Below are 19,446 nucleotides of genomic sequence, written 5' to 3'. Positions count from 1 at the left end.
ATTTCGATGTCCGGCGACGGGGAAGGCGGGATCCTGCACGATGCTGGACCTGACGCGCGCCAGCCTCCCGACATCCCCCGCCCCTGAAGCCCGTCGATCCGAGGAACGTCATGACAACGCACAGCCCGGCCCGTGCCCACGGAGCGGCCCTGCTCGCCGATCCCCTCCGGAACAAGGGGACCGCCTTCAGTCCCGAGGAGCGCGCCGATCTCGGTCTGGACGGGCTGTTGCCGCCGGCGACGGAGACGCTTCAGGAGCAGGCGGACCGGGCGTACGAGGCGTTCCTGGGCTACGACAAGCCGCTGAACCGGCACATCTACCTGCGCCAGTTGCAGGACACCAACGAGGTGCTGTTCTACAGCCTGCTCACCCGGCATCTGGAGGAGATGCTGCCGGTCGTCTACACGCCGACGGTCGGTGAGGCGTGCCGGCGTTTCAGTGAGATCTACCGCAGGCCGCGCGGTCTGTTCCTGACCTACGAGGACCGCCACCGCTTCCGGGAGATCCTGCGCAACCGGCCCGGCGGCGAGGTCGACGTCATCGTCGTCACCGACGGCCAGCGCATCCTGGGCCTGGGCGACCAGGGCGTCGGCGGCATGGGCATCCCGATCGGCAAGCTCAGCCTGTACACCGCCATCGGCGGCATCCACCCCGCGCGCACCCTGCCGGTCCTCCTCGACGCCGGCACCGACAACGAGCAGCTGCTGGCCGGCGAGCACTACCTGGGCCGCAGGCGGCACCGCGTCACCGGGGACGCCTACGACGAGATGATCGAGGCGTTCGTGTCCGCCGTGGAGGCCGAACTGCCCGGCACCCTGCTGCAGTGGGAGGACTTCGCCACCGCGCACGCCCGTCCGATCCTTACCCGCTACCAGAACCGGCTGCTGACCTTCAACGACGACATCCAGGGCACCGCCGCCGTGGCGCTGGGCGCGCTGTCCACCGCCACGAAGATCGCCGGAACGTCCCTGACCGACCACCGCATCGTGGTCCTGGGCGCCGGTTCGGCCGCGATCGGGGTCGCCGACATGATCCGTACCGCACTGGTGGAGGAAGGCCTCTCCGCACAGCAGGCGGCCGACCGCTTCTGGTTCGTCGACATCGACGGCCTGCTGGTGGACTCCCGCACCGACCTCACCCCCGAGCAGCGCGTCTACGCGCGCGACGACGCGGAGGTACGGCAGTGGGATGCGCGCGACCTGGCGGGGGTCGTCGGCGAGGTGAAGCCGACGGTGCTGATCGGCCTCTCCACGGCGCACGGCGCGTTCACCGAACAGATCGTGCGGACGATGGCCGACGGCTGTGACCGGCCGGTGATCCTGCCGCTGTCCAACCCGACCTCGAACGCCGAGGCCGAGCCCGCCGACCTGGCCCGCTGGACCGACGGCAGGGCCCTGATCGCGGCCGGCTCGCCGTTCCCGCCGCTGAACCTGGACGGGCGCGAGGTGCCTGTGGCGCAGGCCAACAACGTCTACGTCTTCCCCGCCGTCGGCCTGGCGGTCACCGCCTGCCGGGCCACACGCGTGACCGACCGCATGATGGTGGCGGCGGCGCGCGCGGTGGGGGAGTGCGCGGTACGGGCGGGCGCCGACGGGGCGACCCCGCTGCTGCCTCCCCTGGCGAGCATGCGCGGCGCCGCCCGCGAGATCGCCCTGGCCGTCGCGCTGGCCGCGGTCGAGGACGGCGTGGCACCTGAGGCCACGGAGGCCGAGCTGAGCGAAGCGATCGCGACGACACAGTGGACACCGCGGTACGCGTCCTGACATGCAGCTGCCGAATCGGGCCGCGCGGCCGCGGACCTGGTGGCTCTGAGGCCCTGTGACAGGATCTGCGGTGGGCGCGAGGCCTGCTGGGGTTGAAGGCAGAGGACGAGTGACATGGACCGGCCGCCAGGCATGATGGACGTGGCTCAGGAGGCCGGCGTCTCGCACATCACCGTCTCCCGTGTCATCAACGGCCATCCTTCGGTCCGTCCCGAGACCCGCACCCGGGTCGAGGCCGCGATCCAGAAGCTGGGCTACCGCCGCAACAGCGTCGCCAGGGCCCTCAAGAGCCGGCGTTCCTCGACGATCGGCGTGGTGATCGTCGGGTCGGAACTGTTCGAACTGCCGCGTATCCTCCTGGGCGTCGAGACGGCCGCCAAGCAGGCCGGTTACTGGGTGAGCCTGGCCAGCAGACAGGGTGAGAGCACCTCCGCCGACCTCCTGGAGACACTGCGACGGCTCACCGACCAGTCGGTGGAGGCGATCGCGGTCGTGGCGGACCGGCCCGTCGTGGCGGAGGCGTTGTCCGGCCTGTCCTTCGGGGTGCCGGTGACGGTGGTGATGTCCGGCAGCGCATCCGACCCCGGTCTGGGCTTCGTCGAGGTCGACCAGGAACTGGGCGCCCGTCTCGCCGTTCGCCACCTCCTCGGCCTCGGGCACCGGGACATCGCCCACCTGACGGGTGCGCTGCGCACCTTCGACGCCCGGGCACGCGTCGACGGCTGGCAGGCCGAACTCGCCGCGGCGGAAGCCGAAGGGGCCCTGCTGGAAGGCGACTTCAGTGCGGAGAGCGGATTCCGCCTGGCCCACGAACTCTGCGACGCCGACACCGGCCTGCCCACCGCGGTCTTCGCCGGGAACGACCAGATGGCGATGGGAGCGCTGGCCGCCTTCGCCGAGCGGGGCGTGAAGGTACCGCAGGACGTCTCCCTTGTCGGCTTCGACGACATGAAGGGCGCCGGATACCTGGTCCCCGCTCTGACCACGGTCCGCCAGGACTTCGCCCACCTCGGCAGGACCGCCATCGAGCAGCTGGTGCGGATGCTGGGCGGGGAACGGGCGGAACGGCAGAAGATCACGCCGGAACTCGTCGTACGGCGAAGCACCGCCGCGCCTCGCACCGGTTCCTGAAGCCCGCCACCGATTCGTCGGCCCTCACCGGAGGGCCTCACCAGAGGAGTACGAACAGCACATGCGTTATCGGGAACTGGGCCGCACCGGCCTGACCGTGTCCGAGATCGGCTACGGCGCCTGGGGACTGGGCCAGGGCGCCTGGGTCGGCGCCGACGACGACTCCGGCGTCCGTGCCCTGCGCCGCGCCCTCGATCTGGGGGTCACCTTCATCGACACCGCCCGGGCCTACGACCGCAGCGAGCGCGTCGTCGGCCGTGCGCTCAAGGAGCTCCCCGGCGGCGGGGAGGGCGTCCACGTGGCGACGAAGGTCGGGCCGAAGGTGCCCGTCTCCTTGTCGCCGAGCGGACTCGACCCCATGGAGGCGTTCCCGGGCGCGCACCTCCGGGAGAGCCTGGAGACCAGCCTGCGCGAACTCGGCCGCGATCACGTCGACCTCCTGCAGCTGCACACCTGGGAGGACGAGTGGACCGGCCGCGGCGACTGGCTGGAGACGGTGGACGCCCTCAAGCGGGAGGGCAAGATCAGGTTCTTCGGGATCTCCGTCAAGGACCACCAGCCCGAGAACGTGCTCTCGGTGCTGCGTACGGGAGTTCTCGACGCCGTCCAGGTCATCTACAACGTCTTCGAACAGGCCCCGTCCGACGCCCTGTTGCCGGCCTGCGAGGAGTACGGCGTCGGCGTGATCGTCCGTGTCGCCCTCGACGAAGGCGCCCTCACCGGAGCGGTCCGCACCGGCGTCACCTTCCCCGAAGGCGACTGGCGCAACTGGTACTTCAGGGACGACCGGCCCGCCCAGGTCGAACAGCACGTTGACGCAATCCTCGCCGACCTGGGCAGCGCCGCCGAGGAACTCCCGTCCGCCGCCCTGCGGTTCGCTCTCGCAGGACAGGCGGTCTCCACGGTCATCGTCGGAATGCGTTCCCTGCGGAACGTGGAACGCAACGCCGCGATCGCCGACGCGCCACCGCTGACCGAACGGGAACTCGCCGTGCTGACCAAGCACCGCTGGTTGAAGAACTTCTACGGCTGATCCCGGGGGAGCCCGCCTCGTGGGATCAGCTGCCTGCCCCCAGAGCGACGGCCCAGGTCTCCCCGGCCGGCGTGTCGACGAGGTCGACGTGAGCGACGTGGTGGATCGGCTCCGCCGCGCCGCGGTGGCGGTGGGTGAGCAGCGGGTTCCTCGGGCCGGTGGAGTAGGGGCCGGTGGGGAACGAACGGGGGCGGGACAGGGGCCCCGACTGCTTGTTAACGTTAACATCGTCATCAGTCAACCCGACGGAGAGACGTGCATGCCCACTGTCGCGCACACCCAACAGCTGACGTTCCCCGCCGACTTCCTCCTCGGCTCCGCGACCGCCGCCTACCAGATCGAGGGTGCCGCCGACGAGGACGGGCGCGGCCCCTCCATCTGGGACACCTACTCCCACACGCCGGGCAAGACGTGGAACGGCGACACCGGTGACGTGGCCGCCGATCACTACCACCGCCTCGACGAAGACCTCGACCTCATGGCGTCCCTGGGCTTGAGGGCCTACCGGTTCTCCATCGCCTGGCCGCGCATCCAGCCCACGGGCCGCGGCCCGGCCAACCCCAAGGGACTGGACTTCTACAGCCGGCTGGTCGACGGCCTGCTCCAGAGGGACATCGCCCCCGTCGCGACCCTGTACCACTGGGACCTGCCCCAGGCCCTCGAGGACGAGGGCGGCTGGACGAACCGCAAGACCGCGTACGCCTTCGCCGACTACGCCCGTGTGGTCGGCGAAGCGCTCGGCGACCGCGTCGCGATCTGGACCACGCTGAACGAACCGTGGTGCTCCGCCTACCTCGGCTACGGCGCCGGAGCCCACGCTCCCGGCCGCAGCGACGGCGCCGCGGCGCTGACCGCGGTCCACCACCTCAACCTCGCCCACGGACTGGCCGTTCAGCAGCTCAGGGCGGTCACCACCAACGACCCGCAGTACTCGGTCACGCTCAACTTCCATGTCCTGAGGGGCGAGGGCGAAGGTGCCGACGAGGCCGTACGGCGCATCGACGCGCTGGCCAACCGCGCCTTCACCGAACCCCTGTTGCGCGGCCACTACCCGCAGGACCTCCTCGAGGACACCGCCGCCGTCACCGACTGGGCGTTCGTGAAGGACGGTGACCTCGCCCGGATCCACCAGCCCCTGGACCTCCTCGGCGTCAACTACTACGCCACCACCACCGTCCGACTCTGGAGCGGTGTGACACCCCGTCAGAACAACGACGGACACAAGGACATGGGCGGGTCCCCCTGGCCCGGCTCGACCCACGTCGAGTTCGTCGCACAGGAGGGCCCGCACACCGCCATGGGCTGGAACATCGACCCCGACGGGCTCGAAGAACTCCTCCTGGACCTGCACACCCGGTTCCCGGACCAGCCTCTGGTCATCACCGAGAACGGAGCGGCCTTCGAGGACCAGCTCACCACCCGCCCCGACGGGAGGCACGCCGTCCACGACCCGGAGCGCATCGACTACCTCCACCGCCACTTCACCGCCGCCCATCGGGCCCTCACCGCCGGTGTCGATCTGCGCGGGTACTTCGTGTGGTCCCTGATGGACAACTTCGAGTGGGGATACGGCTACTCGAAGCGCTTCGGCATCGTCCACGTCGACTACGACACCCAGCGGCGCACGCTCAAGGACAGCGCCCTGTGGTACCGGGAACTGGCGACGACGGGAAGCATTCCGCTGCCGGGGACCAGGGTGGGCTGACCCGACACGGGCCCCAGACCATTGCCCCGGTCTATTGGGTGAAGTGTCAACTACGTTTACACTTTGTCCATGGGAGAGACGGTGCGATGGCTGACGCCGGAGGAGCAGCGCGCGTGGCGTGGCTTCGTCCGGTTGCATGAGCGGCTCGGCGGGCGTCTCGGGCGCCTGCTGCAGTCGGAGTCCCATGTGTCGCCGGCCGACTTCGCGGTGCTGGTCCATCTGACGGACACCCCGGACGGGCGACAGCGGTACCAGGATCTGGCCCGGGCGCTGGAGTGGGAGAAGAGCCGGATGTCCCACCACATCGCGCGGATGGCGGGGCGGGGGATGGTGGTCCGGGAGGACTGCCTCGAGGACGCTCGGGGCGCCTTCGTGGTGATCACGGACGTCGGCCGGGCGGCGATCGAGGCGGCGGCCCCGCGTCATGTCGAGGCGGTGCGTGAACTGTTCCTGGACCATGTCACCCCGGCCGAACTGCGGGTTCTGGCCGAGATCTCCGAGCGCGTCATCGGCAAGCTGGACGAGGAACTGTCCTGACCCGGTCCGGGCTGCCGCAGGGGTGCTTGATCGGTTGCCCGCCGGCCTCGGTGAGGATGCAATGTCCGGCATGATCACCCAGGTGCACCCGCCACAGCCGGTCAGGATCGGCGCTCTCGCTCCGCTGACCAGGCCCGGCTGGGTCGAGGCGGGCCGACACCTGCTCGCCGGACTCGAACTGGCCGTCGGCGAGGTCAATGACACCGGCGGGATCGGCGGAAGACCGCTCGAGCTGATGGTCCGGGACACCGCGGCCGACCCGCGGCGGGCCGAGGCGGCCGTGGACGAACTGGCTCAGCTGGGCGTGGCCGCCGTGGCGGGGGAGTATCACAGCGTCGTCGCCCGCGCCGCTGCCACCAGGGCCGACGCCCTCGGCCTGCCGTTCCTGTGCTCGTCAGCGGTTCTCGACGCGCTGACCGAAGAGCCGACGGAATGGGTCGCGCGCCTCTCCCCGCCGCAGTCCCACGGCTGGCGGATCTACGCGGACTTCCTCCTCGGCGCGGGCCACGGCCGCATCGCCGTGGCGACCGAACCGAGCGTCTACTGGGCCTCGGGGGTCCACATCCTGCGGGACCACCTCGCTCCACGCGGCGGCACCGTCGTCGAACTCGATGCGCGGGCGCTCACCCCCGCGGCCGTGTGCGACGCACTCGTCGACCATCGCGCGACAGCCCTCCTCCTGCTGGTCGGCTTCCCCGAGCCGGCGGTGTCGCTCGTCAGGTCCGTCCGCCGCGACCAGCGCCTCACCGGGGTCATGATCGGTGCTCCGGCCGGGCAACCGGAGTTCGCCGAGTGGGCGACGCGGCTGGGCGGCGACAGCGCCGCGATCCCGTTCCTGCGCTATCTGCCCCGGCGTCTCGGCCCGCTCGGCGCACGCGTCGCGACGGCCCTGCGTGAGCGGCTGTCCGAAGCGCCCTCCTTCGTGGCCTTCGAGGGCTACGACACGATCACCGTCCTCGCCGACGTGCTGCGTACTCACGGCACGGACCGGGCGCGCATCGCCGCATCGTGGCCGCACGTGGCAGTCGAGGGCGCCCGCGGGCAGATCCGGTTCTCCCGCGCGCCCGGCATCAGCGTCTGGCAGTCGGCTCGGACGCCGGTCCAGGTCGTTGACCGGGACCCGGCGGAACCCGGCCGCTTCCGGGTCCGGCACGCCGGCTGAGAGCCGGGGCTGGGCCGGTCAGGCGGGCTGCCACAGTTCGATGCGGTTGCCCTCCGGGTCGGTGACCCAGCCGAATCGACCGACACCCTCCATGTCCTGCGTCTCCTCGGCCACGTCCGCTCCGCCGGCGCGCAGTTGCGCGAGCATCGCGTCCAGGTCGCGGACCCGGAAGTTGAGCATGGTCTGCTGGGTGCGGGGCCCGAAGTAGTCGGTCCCGGACTCGAATGTCGCGAACACCGTGGGCCCGGCTTCCTGACGCCACAAGCCGTTCTCGTCGGCGTCCAGGCCCAGGCGGTCGCGGTACCACGCGCTCAGGGCGACCGGGTCGGCGGCCCGGAGGAAGTATCCGCCGATTCCAAGCACTCGTTCCATGCCGGCCATCCTGCCAGGAAGGCAGCCGGGCAGCCGGGCAGCCGGGCAGCTGCGCTGGGCTTGGGCGGGGCGCCTAGGGGGGTGCCGGGTGGGGTTGTCGGGCGGGTGCGGGCCGGTGGGGGCTGGTCGCGCAGTTCCCCGCGCCCCTGGGGAGTTGCAGTCACCTGCACCACGACGGACTGATCCCCACCTCGCGCACCACGACGGACCGTTCGCCGCACCGCGCGCCACAACGGGCCGGTAGCCGGGTACGGCGCACCGGGGACGGGGTGGGGGCTCCGTGACGTGCACATCGGTCTTCCCGAGCCGGTTCCGCCTCATCCACCGTTCCCCTCGTCGGGCCGACATCGCGCGATCACCCTGTCGTGGCGGGCGCCCACGGCCAAGGCGATGTACCGGCGCGAGGCTTCCGCCATCGGCTCCTCGGCCTACCTGTCGTTCCAGGCCTCGTAACCGGGGGCGGTGCCCTCGGGGAAACCGTTGTTCGTGAAGGCGGCCAGGGCCATGGTGTCGATGTCGGACTCCGCTCCCGTGCCCCGATAGGTGATCGTGTCCGGGAGCATCGCCAGCGCCGTCGTGCCCTGGCCCTCCTCGTGCGGGCGCAACTGGACGCGGATGCCGTGCCGGTCCGCCAGCCGGCCGACCACGTACAGGCCCATGCGCTGGGAGATCGCGACGTCCACGGTGGGCGGGTCGGCCAGGTGGTGGTTGATGTCGGCCAGTTCCCCGGGCGGCAGCCCGATGCCCCGGTCGTGGATCTCGACCATGATCCGGCCGTCGGGCAGTCGCGCCGCGGTGACCAGGACACTGGAGTGCGGCGACGAGAACGTCGTCGCGTTCTCCAGCAGTTCCGCCAGCAGGTGCACCAGGTCGGTCACCGCACGGCCGTGGATCTGGGCCTCCGGGACACCCGACAACTCGACCCGCTCGTACTGCTCCACCTCCGAGGCGGCGGCGCGGATCACGTCGACCAGGGGCAGCGGCTGGTCCCACTGCTGGGCGGGGGTCTCGCCGCCGAGGACGAGGAGGTTCTCGCCGTTGCGGCGCACACGCGTGGCCAGATGGTCCAGCTTGAAGAGGTTCTCCAGCTGGTCGGGGTCGGCCTCCTTGCCCTCGAGACCGGTGATCAGGGCGAGTTGACGCTCGATCAGCGACTGGCTGCGGCGCGCCAGGTTGCTGAAGATCGTGTTGATGTTGGCGCGCAGCAGGGCCTGTTCGGCGGCGAGCCTGACGGCCTCGCGGTGCACATGGTCGAAGGCGCGCGCGACCTCGCCGATCTCGTCCGTCGTGGTGATCGGGATCGGTGCCACCTGGGCGTCGACCCGGCCCGGGATGGCCCGGGTGAGCTGGGTGAGCAGCGCGGGCAGACGCTGCTCGGCGATCTCGAGGGCCGAGGCGCTCAGCCGGCGCATGCTGGTGCTCATCGTCCTGGCCACCCAGGCGGCGAGCAGGAAGGCGGCGAGGACGGCGGTGAGCACCAGCGCGGCGTTGATGACGGCGTCGTTGCGGGCGTCGTCGGCGATGCTGTGGGCGTCCGCCAGCGCGCTGTCGGTGAGGTACACCTCGACACTGCGGTACGCGTCGAAGCTGAGGGTGGAGGCGGCGAAGAACGTCTCGGGCGTGATGCCCTGCGCGGCGAGCTGCGCGGCCGACTTGCCCGAGGCGATCTCGGCGGCCATCTTCTCCAGGCTCGGCGGGGCCACGAAGGTCTTCCCCGCCGCCTCGGCCTGCTCCTGGGCCTTCTCGGCCTGCTCCTTGCCCCGCTTCTCCGCGTCGGACAGGGCCTTGCGCAGCCGCGTCATGTCGTCGGCGGTGCCGGCGCCGGCGTACTCCTGGAGCGCGACCTGTTCGAGATAGACGTAGGAGCTGAACGAGCCGAGCTGGACCTGGAGTTCGCCCTCGGCGAGCTTGCCGCGGTCCTCGACGAGGAGATGGGTGCCGATCGCCCGGATCAGGGATTCGGCGGCCTGGGTGAGAGAGCCGGCGTAGAGGGTGCGGCCGAAGCTGGCCTGGTTGCTGCTGCCGAAGCCGAGCTCGTTGGAGAGCTCCATCAGCGGGTGCTGGACGGCGTGGTAGCTCTCCTCGGTCTGCACGCCGGTCAGCCGGGAGGTGAAGGCGTTGGCGCGCACCGACGCGAGCTGTTTCTCGCCGATGCGGACCAGCTGGACCCGGCGCTGCAGCCCGGCGGTCTGCGGCATCCGCTCCACCGCCTCGTCGAACGCCTTCGCGTCCGCGTCGGTGACGGCCCGGGCCTTGGCGACCACGCTCGACGTCCGGTCGCCCTTGACCAGGGGAATGACCGACACATCGCGTTCGTCGATGGCGTCGCTGGCGTACTTGTTCGCCGCCTGGACCAGTTCGGCCACGCGGACCGCGTCGTCGGCGTCCTGCCAGGTGTCCACGGAGCGCTTGACGCGGATGCCGCCGAGAACAAGGGCCACGATCACCGGGATGAGGAGGATGGCCTGGAGCTTTCTGGCCACGCTCCAGTTGCGGGTCCCCCATCCCCTGCGGGGGGCGGACGGTGTGTTCGACAAGATGGCCTCACGGTTCTGGTTCGCCTCGCGTCCTGCACTCATAAGAACGCGGCGCACAGGGATGGTTGTTCAGATCGGCCCGTCCGAGTGTCACAGATTCCGTCGCTGTCCTGTCTGTCTGAAGGAAACCCGAACAAAAAAGGGAGGCAGCGATGAAGATCGTCGTCATCGGAGGTACGGGCCGGATCGGGTCGCAGGTGGTGAACCTGCTCCAGGACCGCGGCCACGAGGCCGTGGCGGCCGCGCCCAGTACGGGCGTCGACACCCTCACCGGGGAGGGCCTCGCCGAGGTCCTCAAGGGCGCGGACGTGGTCGTGGACGTGGCGAACTCCCCGTCGTTCGAGAAGGAGGCCGCCATCGACTTCTTCACGCGCGCCATGCGCAATCTCACGGCGGCCGAACAGAAGGCGGGTGTCCGCCACCACGTGGCGCTCTCCATCATCGGCGTCGACGAGGTGCCCGAGCTCGGCTACTACCTGGCCAAGGTCGCCCAGGAGGAGGCCGTGCGCGCGAGCGGTGTGCCCTTCAGCATCGTGCGGGTCGGTCAGTTCTTCGAGTTCATCGCGCCGGTGATGGACCTGACCACCCAGGGCAAGGAGGTACACCTGCCCTCCACCCAGCTGCGCCCGATCGCCGCCGCGGACGTCGCCGCCGTCGTCGCCGAGACGGCCCAGGGTGAGCCCGTGAACGGCCTGCGCCTCAAGGCCGGCCCCGAGATCCACCGCCTCGACCGGCTCGCCGAGATCACCCTGGAGGCCAAGCCGGACGGCCGCACCGTCGTCACCGACGAGAGCGCCGGCATGTTCGCGGGCATCCCGGACGGCGTCCTGACCGGCGACGACACCGTGGAGACGGCGTCCACCCGCTATGAGGACTGGCTCAAGCAGAACTGATCCCGGCGCTGGATCGGACCGGCTGCTCCGGGTCACCCGGGTGTCGGTCCCCCTGACACCGGCACGCTCCGCCGCACACGGACCGGGGCATCGCCAGGGCCTGTACGGCGGGTCGGGCCGACTTCAAGCAACGGTGCCTGATCAGCGCAGATGTGCGTGCCAGGCCCCGCGAACTCGGCATGATCCGCCGGACAGGCCGGCCCTAAGGCTCCCGGCGGACGAGCCGGTCCGACGACCGCTCGTACGCCCGGAGCTTCTCGGGTGCCAGCACCCAGTAGAGCCCGTCGATGCCGTCCGCTCCCACCGTCACGCTCACCAGGCCGACGGTCTCCCCGTCCTTGCGGATGAGCAGGCTGGGCAGACCGTTGGCCTCCGCCATCGCGAATTCCGCCCCGGGGATGAACTTGTTCACGAAGGCACTGATCTTGGCGACCCGCCCCGCGCCCACCACCTCGAGCCGCGCCACGCCCCGCAGACCATTGCCGTCGGCGTAAGCGACCACGTCGGCCGACAGCACGCTCTCCAGAGCCGCCACGTCACCGTGTCGCGCCGCCGCGACGAACGCGTCGAGCAGCCGGCGGTGCTCGGCCGTGTCGACGGAGCCACGGCGCTCGGCGGACAGCCGCTTGCGGGCCCGGCTGACGATCTGTCGCACGTTGGCCTGGCTCAGCCGGACGATGCCCGCGATCTCGTCGTACGGGTAGTCGAACGCCTCCCGCAGCACATACGCGGCCCGCTCCACGGGATTCAGCTTCTCCAGAACCAGCAGCACGGCCAGCTCCACCGCCTCACCGCGCTCCGCGCCGACCTGCGGATCCACACTGGTGTCCACGGGCTCCGGCAGCCACGGCCCGATGTACGCCTCCCGGCGCACCCGCGCCGACTGGGCCACGTTGATGGCCAGCCGCGTGGTGATCTTCGCCAGGAACGCCCCGGGATCGAGCACCTCGCTCCGGTCGGTGTCCTGCCACCGCGGCCACACGTCCTGCACCACGTCCTCGGCCTCGGACACACTGCCCAGGATCCGGTAGGCGATCCCGAACAGCCGTGGACGCAGTCGCTGGAACGCGTCCGCCTCCTCGTCCAGAGAGCCGTCCAGAGAGCCATCCAGAGGCCCGTCGAGGGAGCCGTCGGTCGGCGGCGGAGGCTTGTCCATGGAGGCGATGCTACGGCGGTCCCGCCAGGCCCCCCAGCAGCGCGACGGAAGCCGCCCGGGGAGCCTGCGGACGGGAGACCTGTCTCAGAGGCGCGGGGAGCGCCGGACCGTCAGGACGGCGACGTCGTCGTGTGGGCCACCATTGCCGGCGAACGCGCGGGCGTCGTCGTGCAGGGCCTGCGGCAGCTCGGTGGGGGGAAGGCCGACGTACTTCGTCAGGCGTTCGTCGACGGGGTAGAACGTGCCGTCCGCGGAGCGGGTCTCCGTCAGGCCGTCGGTGCTCAGCAGCAGCGTCGCGCCCTCGGGGAACTCGAACCAGCCCACGGTCGTGGGTTCGTGGGCGAGCTCGGCCAGGCCGAGCGGGACGCCGGGCTCCAGTTCGGGAGTGCTGATCGTCCCCTCGTACAGCACGTGCGGCAGGACGTGTCCGCAGTTGACGGCCTGCACCTCGGTCTCCGCGTCGACGCCGACGACGAGGGCGGTGACGAAGCGTTCGTCGTCACCGGTGTGCAGGGCATAGGAGTTGTGCCGCACGACGGCGGCGTCCAGGGCGTCCACGAGCCCGGTGAGAGTGGGCTCGCGATGGGCCGCCTCCCGGAAGGCGCCGATGACGGCGAACGCGGAGCCCACCGCGGCGAGCCCCTTGCCCTGCACGTCCCCGATCAGCACCCGGGTCCCGAAGGGCGAGTCGACGACGTCGTAGATGTCGCCGCCGACGAGCCGCTCCTCCTGGAGCGGCTCGTACACGCCGTTGACCAGGACGTCCTCGGTGAGCAGGGGGAGAGGGTGCAGGATGTGCCGCTGCATGGCCGCGGCGGTCGAGCGCAGCCGCAGCATCGCGTGCTCGCGTCGGATCCGCCGGTGGCAGCCGTAGACGGAGGTCGCGGCCAGCGCCAGGGTGAACAGGATCAGCAGGAGCCGGTCGAACCAGTGGCCCCCGTCACGGTCCCGCACCAGCACGCTGAGGGTGACGACGATCGCCGTCCACACGGCGACGAACGTCGTCTGCCGGACCGTGCACAGCGCCGAGGCGGCGCCCGGCAGGAACACCAGGAGCCCCAGGAGCCACACCTCGGACCCGGACAGCGTGCCGAGGATCTCGACCAGGCCCGTCACGGTCACCACTCCGGCGACCAGTTCGGCGTTGCCCGGAGGCTCGATGGCGTCGAAGGTGTCGCCAGGTCTCTTGCGGCGGCTACCTGTCATGCGTGCTCCCGGGCAGGTGGTGATCTCCCCCTACGTTATGCAGGCCCGCCCCGGCCCGGTGACGCGCCCCGCCGATCCGGGCGGGGGCTGACGGGAGGCACCTCTGCTCGAAGGCCGATGACTATCCGCCCAGCTCCTTGCTGATCCGGTCCAGCATGAACGCCGAGGACTCGCGCGCCCGCTCCTCCCAGGCGAACACACAGGCCGTCGCCACGCCGTCGAAGTTCAGCTCGCGCAGGGTGCCGAAGAAGGCGTCCCAGTCGACCTCGCCCTGGTCGATGTCCAGGTGCTGGTGGACACGGGCCGTGGTGCCGGGCGGGTTGAGGATGTAGCGCAGGCCGCTCGACCCCTTGTGGTTGAAGGAGTCCGCGATGTGTACGTGCTGGAGCTTGTCACCCGCGTAGCGCATCATCTGCGCGATGTCCGCTCCGGTCTCCGAGGCGCCCGAGAGGTGGAAGCTGTGCGGCGCGCAGTACAGGTAGTTCACCCAGGGCTTGTTGATTGCCCGGACGAGGTCGACCGCGGGGGTGTTCTCCTCGCAGAAGTCGTCGGGGTGGGCCTCCAGGTTCAGAGCGATGCCTTCGCGCTCGAACAGCGGGAGCAGCTCCTCCAGCGAGTTCCAGAACGCGGCCTCGCTCTCGGCGGCGCGCTCGGGACGACCGTTGAACTCGCTGTTCATCAGCGGGCATTCGAGGTCCGCGGTGATCTCGATCATCCGCTTCCAGTAGCGGACGGCGGCCTGCCGCTCGGTCTCGTCGGGCGATGACCACTTGTACAGCGGCAGCACGGAGGACAGCTTCACGCCGTACGTGCGCAGGGCGTTCTTCAGTTCCGCGATGCGCTCGTCGTCCGCCCGGGGGTGCAGGAAGAACGGCATGAAGTCGTCTCGCGGCGACAACTCGATGTATTCGTAGCCGAGTTCGGCCACCGTGCGCACCATGTCGTCGATCGGCAGGGCACGGAACATGTAAGGGTCGAGGGCGATCTTCACGCGGCACCTCCGTAGAAGGCGGGACGGGGCTTGAGGTCCGTGGCGACGACGCGGCCCGACTCCAGGGCCTCGACGGTCGCGGCGGTGATGACGGTGGCGGCGTACCCGTCCCAGGAGGACGGACCCGTGGGCTCGTCACCGGCGGCAATGCCCGCGATCCACTCCCGGAACTCGGTGTCGAAGGCGTCCCGGAAGCGGCTCACCCAGTCCGTGAGCACCTCGGTGCTGTGCCGGCCGGCGGTCCGGACTCCCACGGTGGCCGGGTCGGGCAGCCGTACGAGGCCTTCCTCGCCGACCGCCTCGCACTGGATGTCGTATCCGTACTGGCAGTTGACGAAGACCTCGAGATCGATGCGGACGCCCTTCGCCGTCTCGAAGAGCATGATCTGCGGGTCCTTGAGGTGGGCGAACCGTTTGCTCGTGGCGCGCGGGGTGAGCACCTGGGTGGAGACGATCTCGTCGTCGAGAAGCCAGCGCAGGACGTCCACCTCGTGCACGGCCGTGTCCAGGGCCGCCATGGCGGAGGTGTACGACTCCGGGACGGTCGGGTTGCGGTGGGCGCAGTGTACGATCAGCGGCTCACCGATCCCGCCCGATGCGATGACCTGCCTCATCTGCCGGTACCCGGCGTCGTAACGGCGCATGAAGCCGACCTGGACCAGGCGGCGGCCGTGGGCCGTCTCCGCCTCGACGATCCTCACGCAGTCCTCGGCGGTGGTGGCCAGCGGCTTCTCGCAGAACACCGGCTTTCCGGCGGCGATCGCGGTCAGCACGTGCTCGGCGTGGGTGGGGCCCCAGGACGTCACGAGAACGGCGTCCACGTCGTCCGAGGCGATGAGTTCGGCACCGCTCGCGTACACCCGGGCGCCGACCGGTGCCGCCGCCTCCTCGGCACGGGCCGCGTCGATGTCGGTCACCGCGGTGACCCGGGCACCGGTCACGGTGTGGGTGAGACGCCGGATGTGTTCGTGGCCGATCCAGCCGGCGCCGATCACCCCTACACGTACAGTCATGGTCGTTTCCTAACGAGTCGTCACTACGGAAGCCGTAACTAGGAGAAGCGCGCCCGGAGTTCGGCTTCGAGGGTTTCGAGGGTGCGGCCCTTGGTCTCGGGGACGTAGACCTTGACGAAGGCGATCGAGAAGACGCCCGCCACCACGAAGAGGAAGAAGGTGTTGGAGATCCCGATGCCGGAGACCAGCGACGGGAAGACAAGACCGATCACGAAGTTGGTCAGCCACAGCACCACCGCGGCCACCCCCATGCCGAAGCCGCGCATCCGCATCGGGAAGATCTCCGACAGCATCAGCCAGGTCACCGGCGAGATCGCGCCCTGCTGGAAGGCCAGGAACGTGACGGTCATCGCGAGCACGGCGTAGGCACGGCCGTCGCCCGAGGGCAGCACCAGCGAGAAGACGCCGATGAGCAACAGGGCCGCCGTGGTACCCGTCTGACCGGTCATCAGCATCGGGCGGCGGGGCACCCGGCCCAGCAGCCAGATCCCGACGAAGGTCGCCAGCACCGAGATCACACCGTTGGCGATGTTCGCGGTCAGCGCGCTGTCGGCGGCGAAGCCGGCGTCGGTGAGGATCTGGGTGCCGTAGTACATGATCGTGTTGACGCCGGTGATCTGCTGCACGATCGCGATGCCGAAGCCGACGAACATCAGCTTGCGGATCCATGGGGTGGACTTCATGTCCTGCCAGCCGCCCAGCCGTTGCTCCTCCTCCTTGACCGCGAGCGCGGACACCTCGGCGAGTTCGGCTTCGGCGCGCTGCTGCGAACGCACCTGCTTCAGGACCTCCAGCGCCTCGTTGAAGCGCGTCCGGGAGGCCAGCCAGCGCGGGCTCTCCGGCATCACCAGCATGCCGAACCACAGCACCACGGCCGGGATCGTGGCGATCACCAGCATCCACCGCCACACCCCGCCGGACTCGCCGCCAGCCCGCGCGATGATCGCGTTGGAGGTGAAGGCGAGCAACTGCCCGCTGACGATCATGAGTTCGTTACGGGTGACCAGCGCGCCACGCCGCTCGGCGGGGGAGACCTCGGCGAGGTAGACCGGCACGGTCACCGAAGCACCGCCGACCGCGAGACCGAGCACGAACCGCGCGACCACCATCACCGCGGTGGTCGGCGCGAGCGTGCAGCCCAGCGCCCCGACGAAGAACAGCACCGCGAGGGCGAGAATCGTACGGCGCCGTCCGCGTGCGTCCGACAGTCGTCCGCCGATCACCGCGCCCAGCGCGGCACCCAGCAGCAGCGAGCTGGTGACCATGCCCTCGGTGACCGCGGTCAGACCGAGGTCGTCCGTCATGTACGGCAGGGCGCCGTTGATGACGCCGGTGTCGTAGCCGAAGAGCAGTCCGCCGAAGGTGGCGATGATCGTGATGACCCGCAGCCGCCGGGAGACGGCGGGAGGAGCGTCGTCCGTGAGGGCGGGGGCCCGAGTCGCGTCGTCCCTGACGTCCATGGCCACCTCCTAGCGGTCGTCGTTCGGGCGTCGGGTACCGGTGAGGCCGCAGCCGGCCAGGTGGTCCCGCGTGGTCACCGCGATGGGCAGCGGCACCTCGGGCGCGCACGGATACAGGTCCTGCTCGACGATCACGAACAACTCGGCGTCCAGCTTGGCGAGTTCGGCCACCACGTCGGCCGGGTTCGGCACTCCCGCGGGCGGCGACACGCACACCCCCCGCTTGACGGCCTCGCCGAAGGAGAGGTTTTCGGCGGCGACCTGCGCGAGTATCTCCGGGTCCATCTGCTTGATGTGGACGTAGCCCACCCGCTCGCCGAACCGGCGGATGAGATCGAGGTTGTCCCCGCCGCCGTAGGCCACGTGCCCGGTGTCCAGGCAGAGGTTGGTGTACCGGCCGTCCGACTCGTTCAGGAGCCGCTCGATCTCCGGCTGGGTCTGGATGTGGCTGTCGGCGTGCGGGTGGATCACCAGCCGGACGTCGTACTCGTCGAGCAGCAGCCTGCCCAGCCGGTCGGCGGCCTTGCCGAAGCCCGCCCACTGCTCGGCGGTCAGCTCGGGGGACTCGGTGAACGCGCCGGTCTTCTCGTCCCGGTACATGGGTGGGATGAGCACCAGGTGGTGGGCTCCCGCGGCCTGGGTGAGCGTGGCGACCTGGCGGACGTGGGTGAGCATCTCGTCCCAGGCCTCGGGCCGGTGCAGCGCGCCGAAGGCCGTACCGCCGGAGACCTGGAGGCCACGGGCGTCCAGTTCCTCCTTGAGGCGCTGCGGGTCGGTGGGGAGATAGCCGTACGGGCCGAGTTCCAGCCACCGGTAACCGGCCTGCGCGAGTTCGTCGAGGAAGCGGGTGTGCGGCACCTGGTGCTCGTCCTCGGGGAACCAGACGCCCCAGGAGTCGGGGGCGGAGCCCAGGCACAGGTTGCCGACGGTGGTGCGGAGCGGGGAGGGCGCCGTTGCCATGAAGTGTCCTTCGGGGCAGGGGACGGGGGTCAGTGGGAGGTGGGGAAGTCGAAGCCGGCGGCGATCTGCTGGGACCGCTGGGGCCAGCGGGTGGTGACGACCTTGGGGCGGGTGTAGAAACGGATGCCCTCGGGGCCGTGGATCGGGTGGTCGCCGATGAGGGAGTCCTTCCAGCCGCCGAAGGAGTAGTAGGACATCGGGACCGGTACCGGCACGTTGATGCCGATCATGCCGACCTTGATGCGGCGCTGGAATCGCCGCGCGGCTTCGCCGGAGGCGGTGAACAGGGCGGTGCCGTTGCCGTACGGGTTGGCGTTGATGACGTCGATGGCCTGGTCGAGGGTGTCCACGCGCACGATCGCGAGGACGGGGCCGAAGAGCTCTTCCTTGTAGGCGTCCATGGCCGTGGTGACGTGGTCGAGGAGGGAGGGGCCGGTGAAGAAGCCGTCCTCGTGTCCGTCGACCTTGAGGCCCCGGCCGTCGACCACGACGGTGGCGCCCTGTGTCTGGGCGGTGCCGACCGCGTTCTCCACCCGCTCCTGGGCGGCCTTGGTGACCAGGGGACCCATGTCGGTGCCGGGCCGGTCGCCGGGGCCGACGTTGATCTCACGGGCTTTGCGTTCGAGGACTTCGACGAGTCCGTCGGCCGCGTCACCGACGGCGACGGCCACGGAGACGGCCATGCAGCGTTCGCCGGCGGAGCCGTAGGCGCCGGCGGTGATGTGGTTGGCGGCGAACTCCAGGTCGGCGTCCGGCAGGACGACGGCGTGGTTCTTGGCGCCGCCGAGGGCCTGGACGCGCTTGCCCGCCGCGGTGGCCTGTTCGTGCACGTACTTGGCGATCGGCGTGGAGCCGACGAAGGAGACGGCCTCGATGCCCGGGTGGGTCAGGATCGCGTCCACGGCGTCCTTGCCGCCGTGCACGACGTTGAACACGCCGTCCGGCAGACCGGCCCGCTGGTAGAGCTCGGCGACGAAGTTGGCGGCGGAGGGATCACGCTCGGAAGGCTTCAACAGGAACGTGTTGCCGGTGGCGATGGCGATCGGGTGCATCCACAGCGGCACCATGGCCGGGAAGTTGAACGGGGTGATGCCCGCGACCACGCCGAGGGGCTGGCGGAAGTCGTGCACGTCCACGCCGCGCGACACCTGGTCGGAGAAGGATCCCTTGAGTACGTCACCCAGGCCGCAGGCGAACTCGACGACCTCCCGGCCGCGGGTGATCTCCCCGCGGGCGTCGTCGACGGTCTTGCCGTGCTCGGCGGAGATGATCCGGCCCAGTTCCTCCTCGTGCTCGACGAGGAGCTGACGGAAGGCGAACATCACCTGGGTGCGCTGCGAGAGCGAGGACTCCGACCAGGTCTCGAAGGCCCGGCCGGCGGCCTGCACGGCGGCGTCCACGTCGGAGGCGCCGCCGAGGGCGACCCGGGCCTGCTCGGCCCCGGTGGCCGGATTGAACACCGGGGCGGTGTCCGTGCCAGGGACCGGGGAGCCGTTGATCCAGTGGGGAATGGTGTTCACGGGGAGC

General features: G+C 70.4%; 16 protein-coding genes. 7 read left to right on the top strand and 9 right to left on the bottom strand.

The window, feature by feature from the left end; translation table 11 throughout:
* Positions 1 to 110 precede the first annotated feature (110 nt).
* The 6 genes from ACIBJB_RS13700 (at position 111) to ACIBJB_RS13675 (ending at position 7,331) form a co-directional block, all read left to right on the top strand.
* On the top strand, positions 111 to 1,763 hold the full coding sequence (locus ACIBJB_RS13700; RefSeq protein WP_398929942.1) for an NAD-dependent malic enzyme: 1,653 nt from the start codon (positions 111 to 113) through the stop codon (positions 1,761 to 1,763).
* A 114-nt stretch (positions 1,764 to 1,877) separates the two neighbouring features.
* Positions 1,878 to 2,894 (top strand): LacI family DNA-binding transcriptional regulator, encoded by a 1,017-nt coding sequence (locus tag ACIBJB_RS13695; RefSeq protein WP_398929940.1) that lies wholly within the window; start codon positions 1,878 to 1,880, stop codon positions 2,892 to 2,894.
* Between the two features lie 61 nt (positions 2,895 to 2,955).
* A complete protein-coding gene (locus ACIBJB_RS13690; protein ID WP_398929938.1) occupies positions 2,956 to 3,927 on the top strand; it encodes an aldo/keto reductase in 972 nt (323 codons plus the stop codon).
* Positions 3,928 to 4,186: 259 nt separating this feature from the next.
* Positions 4,187 to 5,632: a GH1 family beta-glucosidase gene (locus ACIBJB_RS13685; RefSeq protein WP_398929935.1), complete on the top strand. Its 1,446-nt coding sequence runs from the start codon at positions 4,187 to 4,189 to the stop codon at positions 5,630 to 5,632.
* Positions 5,633 to 5,701: 69 nt separating this feature from the next.
* Positions 5,702 to 6,169, top strand: coding sequence for a MarR family winged helix-turn-helix transcriptional regulator (locus tag ACIBJB_RS13680; RefSeq protein ID WP_398929933.1), 468 nt, complete (start codon positions 5,702 to 5,704; stop codon positions 6,167 to 6,169).
* Between the two features lie 70 nt (positions 6,170 to 6,239).
* On the top strand, positions 6,240 to 7,331 hold the full coding sequence (locus ACIBJB_RS13675) for an ABC transporter substrate-binding protein (RefSeq protein ID WP_398929931.1): 1,092 nt from the start codon (positions 6,240 to 6,242) through the stop codon (positions 7,329 to 7,331).
* Positions 7,332 to 7,349: 18 nt separating this feature from the next.
* Here the strand turns inward: ACIBJB_RS13675 and ACIBJB_RS13670 are convergent, their stop codons facing one another.
* Both ACIBJB_RS13670 and ACIBJB_RS13665 read right to left on the bottom strand, forming a co-directional pair.
* Positions 7,350 to 7,703, bottom strand: a complete 354-nt coding sequence (locus ACIBJB_RS13670; RefSeq protein ID WP_398929929.1) for a VOC family protein — start codon at positions 7,701 to 7,703, stop codon at positions 7,350 to 7,352.
* A gap of 428 nt (positions 7,704 to 8,131) precedes the next feature.
* Positions 8,132 to 10,282: a nitrate- and nitrite sensing domain-containing protein gene (locus ACIBJB_RS13665; protein WP_398929927.1), complete on the bottom strand. Its 2,151-nt coding sequence runs from the start codon at positions 10,280 to 10,282 to the stop codon at positions 8,132 to 8,134.
* 110 nt (positions 10,283 to 10,392) lie between these two features.
* Between ACIBJB_RS13665 and ACIBJB_RS13660 the strand changes: the two genes are divergently transcribed.
* Complete coding sequence (locus ACIBJB_RS13660; RefSeq protein ID WP_398929925.1) at positions 10,393 to 11,133, top strand: SDR family oxidoreductase; 741 nt, start codon at positions 10,393 to 10,395, stop codon at positions 11,131 to 11,133.
* A 202-nt stretch (positions 11,134 to 11,335) separates the two neighbouring features.
* Here the strand turns inward: ACIBJB_RS13660 and ACIBJB_RS13655 are convergent, their stop codons facing one another.
* The 7 genes from ACIBJB_RS13655 to ACIBJB_RS13625 form a co-directional block, all read right to left on the bottom strand.
* A complete protein-coding gene (locus tag ACIBJB_RS13655) occupies positions 11,336 to 12,289 on the bottom strand; it encodes an RNA polymerase sigma-70 factor (RefSeq protein ID WP_398929923.1) in 954 nt (317 codons plus the stop codon).
* 84 nt (positions 12,290 to 12,373) lie between these two features.
* Complete coding sequence (locus tag ACIBJB_RS13650) at positions 12,374 to 13,495, bottom strand: PP2C family protein-serine/threonine phosphatase (protein WP_398929921.1); 1,122 nt, start codon at positions 13,493 to 13,495, stop codon at positions 12,374 to 12,376.
* A 121-nt stretch (positions 13,496 to 13,616) separates the two neighbouring features.
* Positions 13,617 to 14,486 (bottom strand): sugar phosphate isomerase/epimerase family protein, encoded by an 870-nt coding sequence (locus ACIBJB_RS13645; RefSeq protein ID WP_398929919.1) that lies wholly within the window; start codon positions 14,484 to 14,486, stop codon positions 13,617 to 13,619.
* On the bottom strand, positions 14,483 to 15,499 hold the full coding sequence (locus ACIBJB_RS13640; protein ID WP_398929917.1) for a Gfo/Idh/MocA family protein: 1,017 nt from the start codon (positions 15,497 to 15,499) through the stop codon (positions 14,483 to 14,485). Before ACIBJB_RS13640 ends, ACIBJB_RS13645 begins: the two co-directional genes overlap by 4 nt.
* Positions 15,500 to 15,537: 38 nt before the next feature.
* On the bottom strand, positions 15,538 to 16,959 hold the full coding sequence (locus tag ACIBJB_RS13635; RefSeq protein ID WP_398929915.1) for a sugar porter family MFS transporter: 1,422 nt from the start codon (positions 16,957 to 16,959) through the stop codon (positions 15,538 to 15,540).
* 9 nt (positions 16,960 to 16,968) lie between these two features.
* Positions 16,969 to 17,919, bottom strand: coding sequence for a TIM barrel protein (locus ACIBJB_RS13630; RefSeq protein ID WP_398929913.1), 951 nt, complete (start codon positions 17,917 to 17,919; stop codon positions 16,969 to 16,971).
* Positions 17,920 to 17,948: 29 nt separating this feature from the next.
* On the bottom strand, positions 17,949 to 19,439 hold the full coding sequence (locus ACIBJB_RS13625) for a CoA-acylating methylmalonate-semialdehyde dehydrogenase (RefSeq protein ID WP_398929911.1): 1,491 nt from the start codon (positions 19,437 to 19,439) through the stop codon (positions 17,949 to 17,951).
* Between the last annotated feature and the right edge of the window lie 7 nt (positions 19,440 to 19,446).

It is taken from the genome of Streptomyces sp. NPDC050759 (assembly GCF_044456945.1).
Lineage (GTDB): Bacteria > Actinomycetota > Actinomycetes > Streptomycetales > Streptomycetaceae > Streptomyces.
Note: the sequence above shows the minus strand (reverse complement) of the source record. Positions and strands in the feature narration are given on the sequence as shown.

Bases quoted from the DNA above. Each gene is read 5' to 3' on its own strand.
- ACIBJB_RS13700 (WP_398929942.1), top strand. From the start codon at position 111: ATGACAACGCACAGCCCGGCCCGTGCCCACGGAGCGGCCCTGCTCGCC.
- ACIBJB_RS13695 (WP_398929940.1), top strand. From the start codon at position 1,878: ATGGACCGGCCGCCAGGCATGATGGACGTGGCTCAGGAGGCCGGCGTC.
- ACIBJB_RS13690 (WP_398929938.1), top strand. From the start codon at position 2,956: ATGCGTTATCGGGAACTGGGCCGCACCGGCCTGACCGTGTCCGAGATC.
- ACIBJB_RS13685 (WP_398929935.1), top strand. From the start codon at position 4,187: ATGCCCACTGTCGCGCACACCCAACAGCTGACGTTCCCCGCCGACTTC.
- ACIBJB_RS13680 (WP_398929933.1), top strand. From the start codon at position 5,702: ATGGGAGAGACGGTGCGATGGCTGACGCCGGAGGAGCAGCGCGCGTGG.
- ACIBJB_RS13675 (WP_398929931.1), top strand. From the start codon at position 6,240: ATGATCACCCAGGTGCACCCGCCACAGCCGGTCAGGATCGGCGCTCTC.
- ACIBJB_RS13670 (WP_398929929.1), bottom strand. From the start codon at position 7,703: ATGGAACGAGTGCTTGGAATCGGCGGATACTTCCTCCGGGCCGCCGAC.
- ACIBJB_RS13665 (WP_398929927.1), bottom strand. From the start codon at position 10,282: ATGAGTGCAGGACGCGAGGCGAACCAGAACCGTGAGGCCATCTTGTCG.
- ACIBJB_RS13660 (WP_398929925.1), top strand. From the start codon at position 10,393: ATGAAGATCGTCGTCATCGGAGGTACGGGCCGGATCGGGTCGCAGGTG.
- ACIBJB_RS13655 (WP_398929923.1), bottom strand. From the start codon at position 12,289: ATGGACAAGCCTCCGCCGCCGACCGACGGCTCCCTCGACGGGCCTCTG.
- ACIBJB_RS13650 (WP_398929921.1), bottom strand. From the start codon at position 13,495: ATGACAGGTAGCCGCCGCAAGAGACCTGGCGACACCTTCGACGCCATC.
- ACIBJB_RS13640 (WP_398929917.1), bottom strand. From the start codon at position 15,499: ATGACTGTACGTGTAGGGGTGATCGGCGCCGGCTGGATCGGCCACGAA.
- ACIBJB_RS13635 (WP_398929915.1), bottom strand. From the start codon at position 16,959: ATGGACGTCAGGGACGACGCGACTCGGGCCCCCGCCCTCACGGACGAC.
- ACIBJB_RS13630 (WP_398929913.1), bottom strand. From the start codon at position 17,919: ATGGCAACGGCGCCCTCCCCGCTCCGCACCACCGTCGGCAACCTGTGC.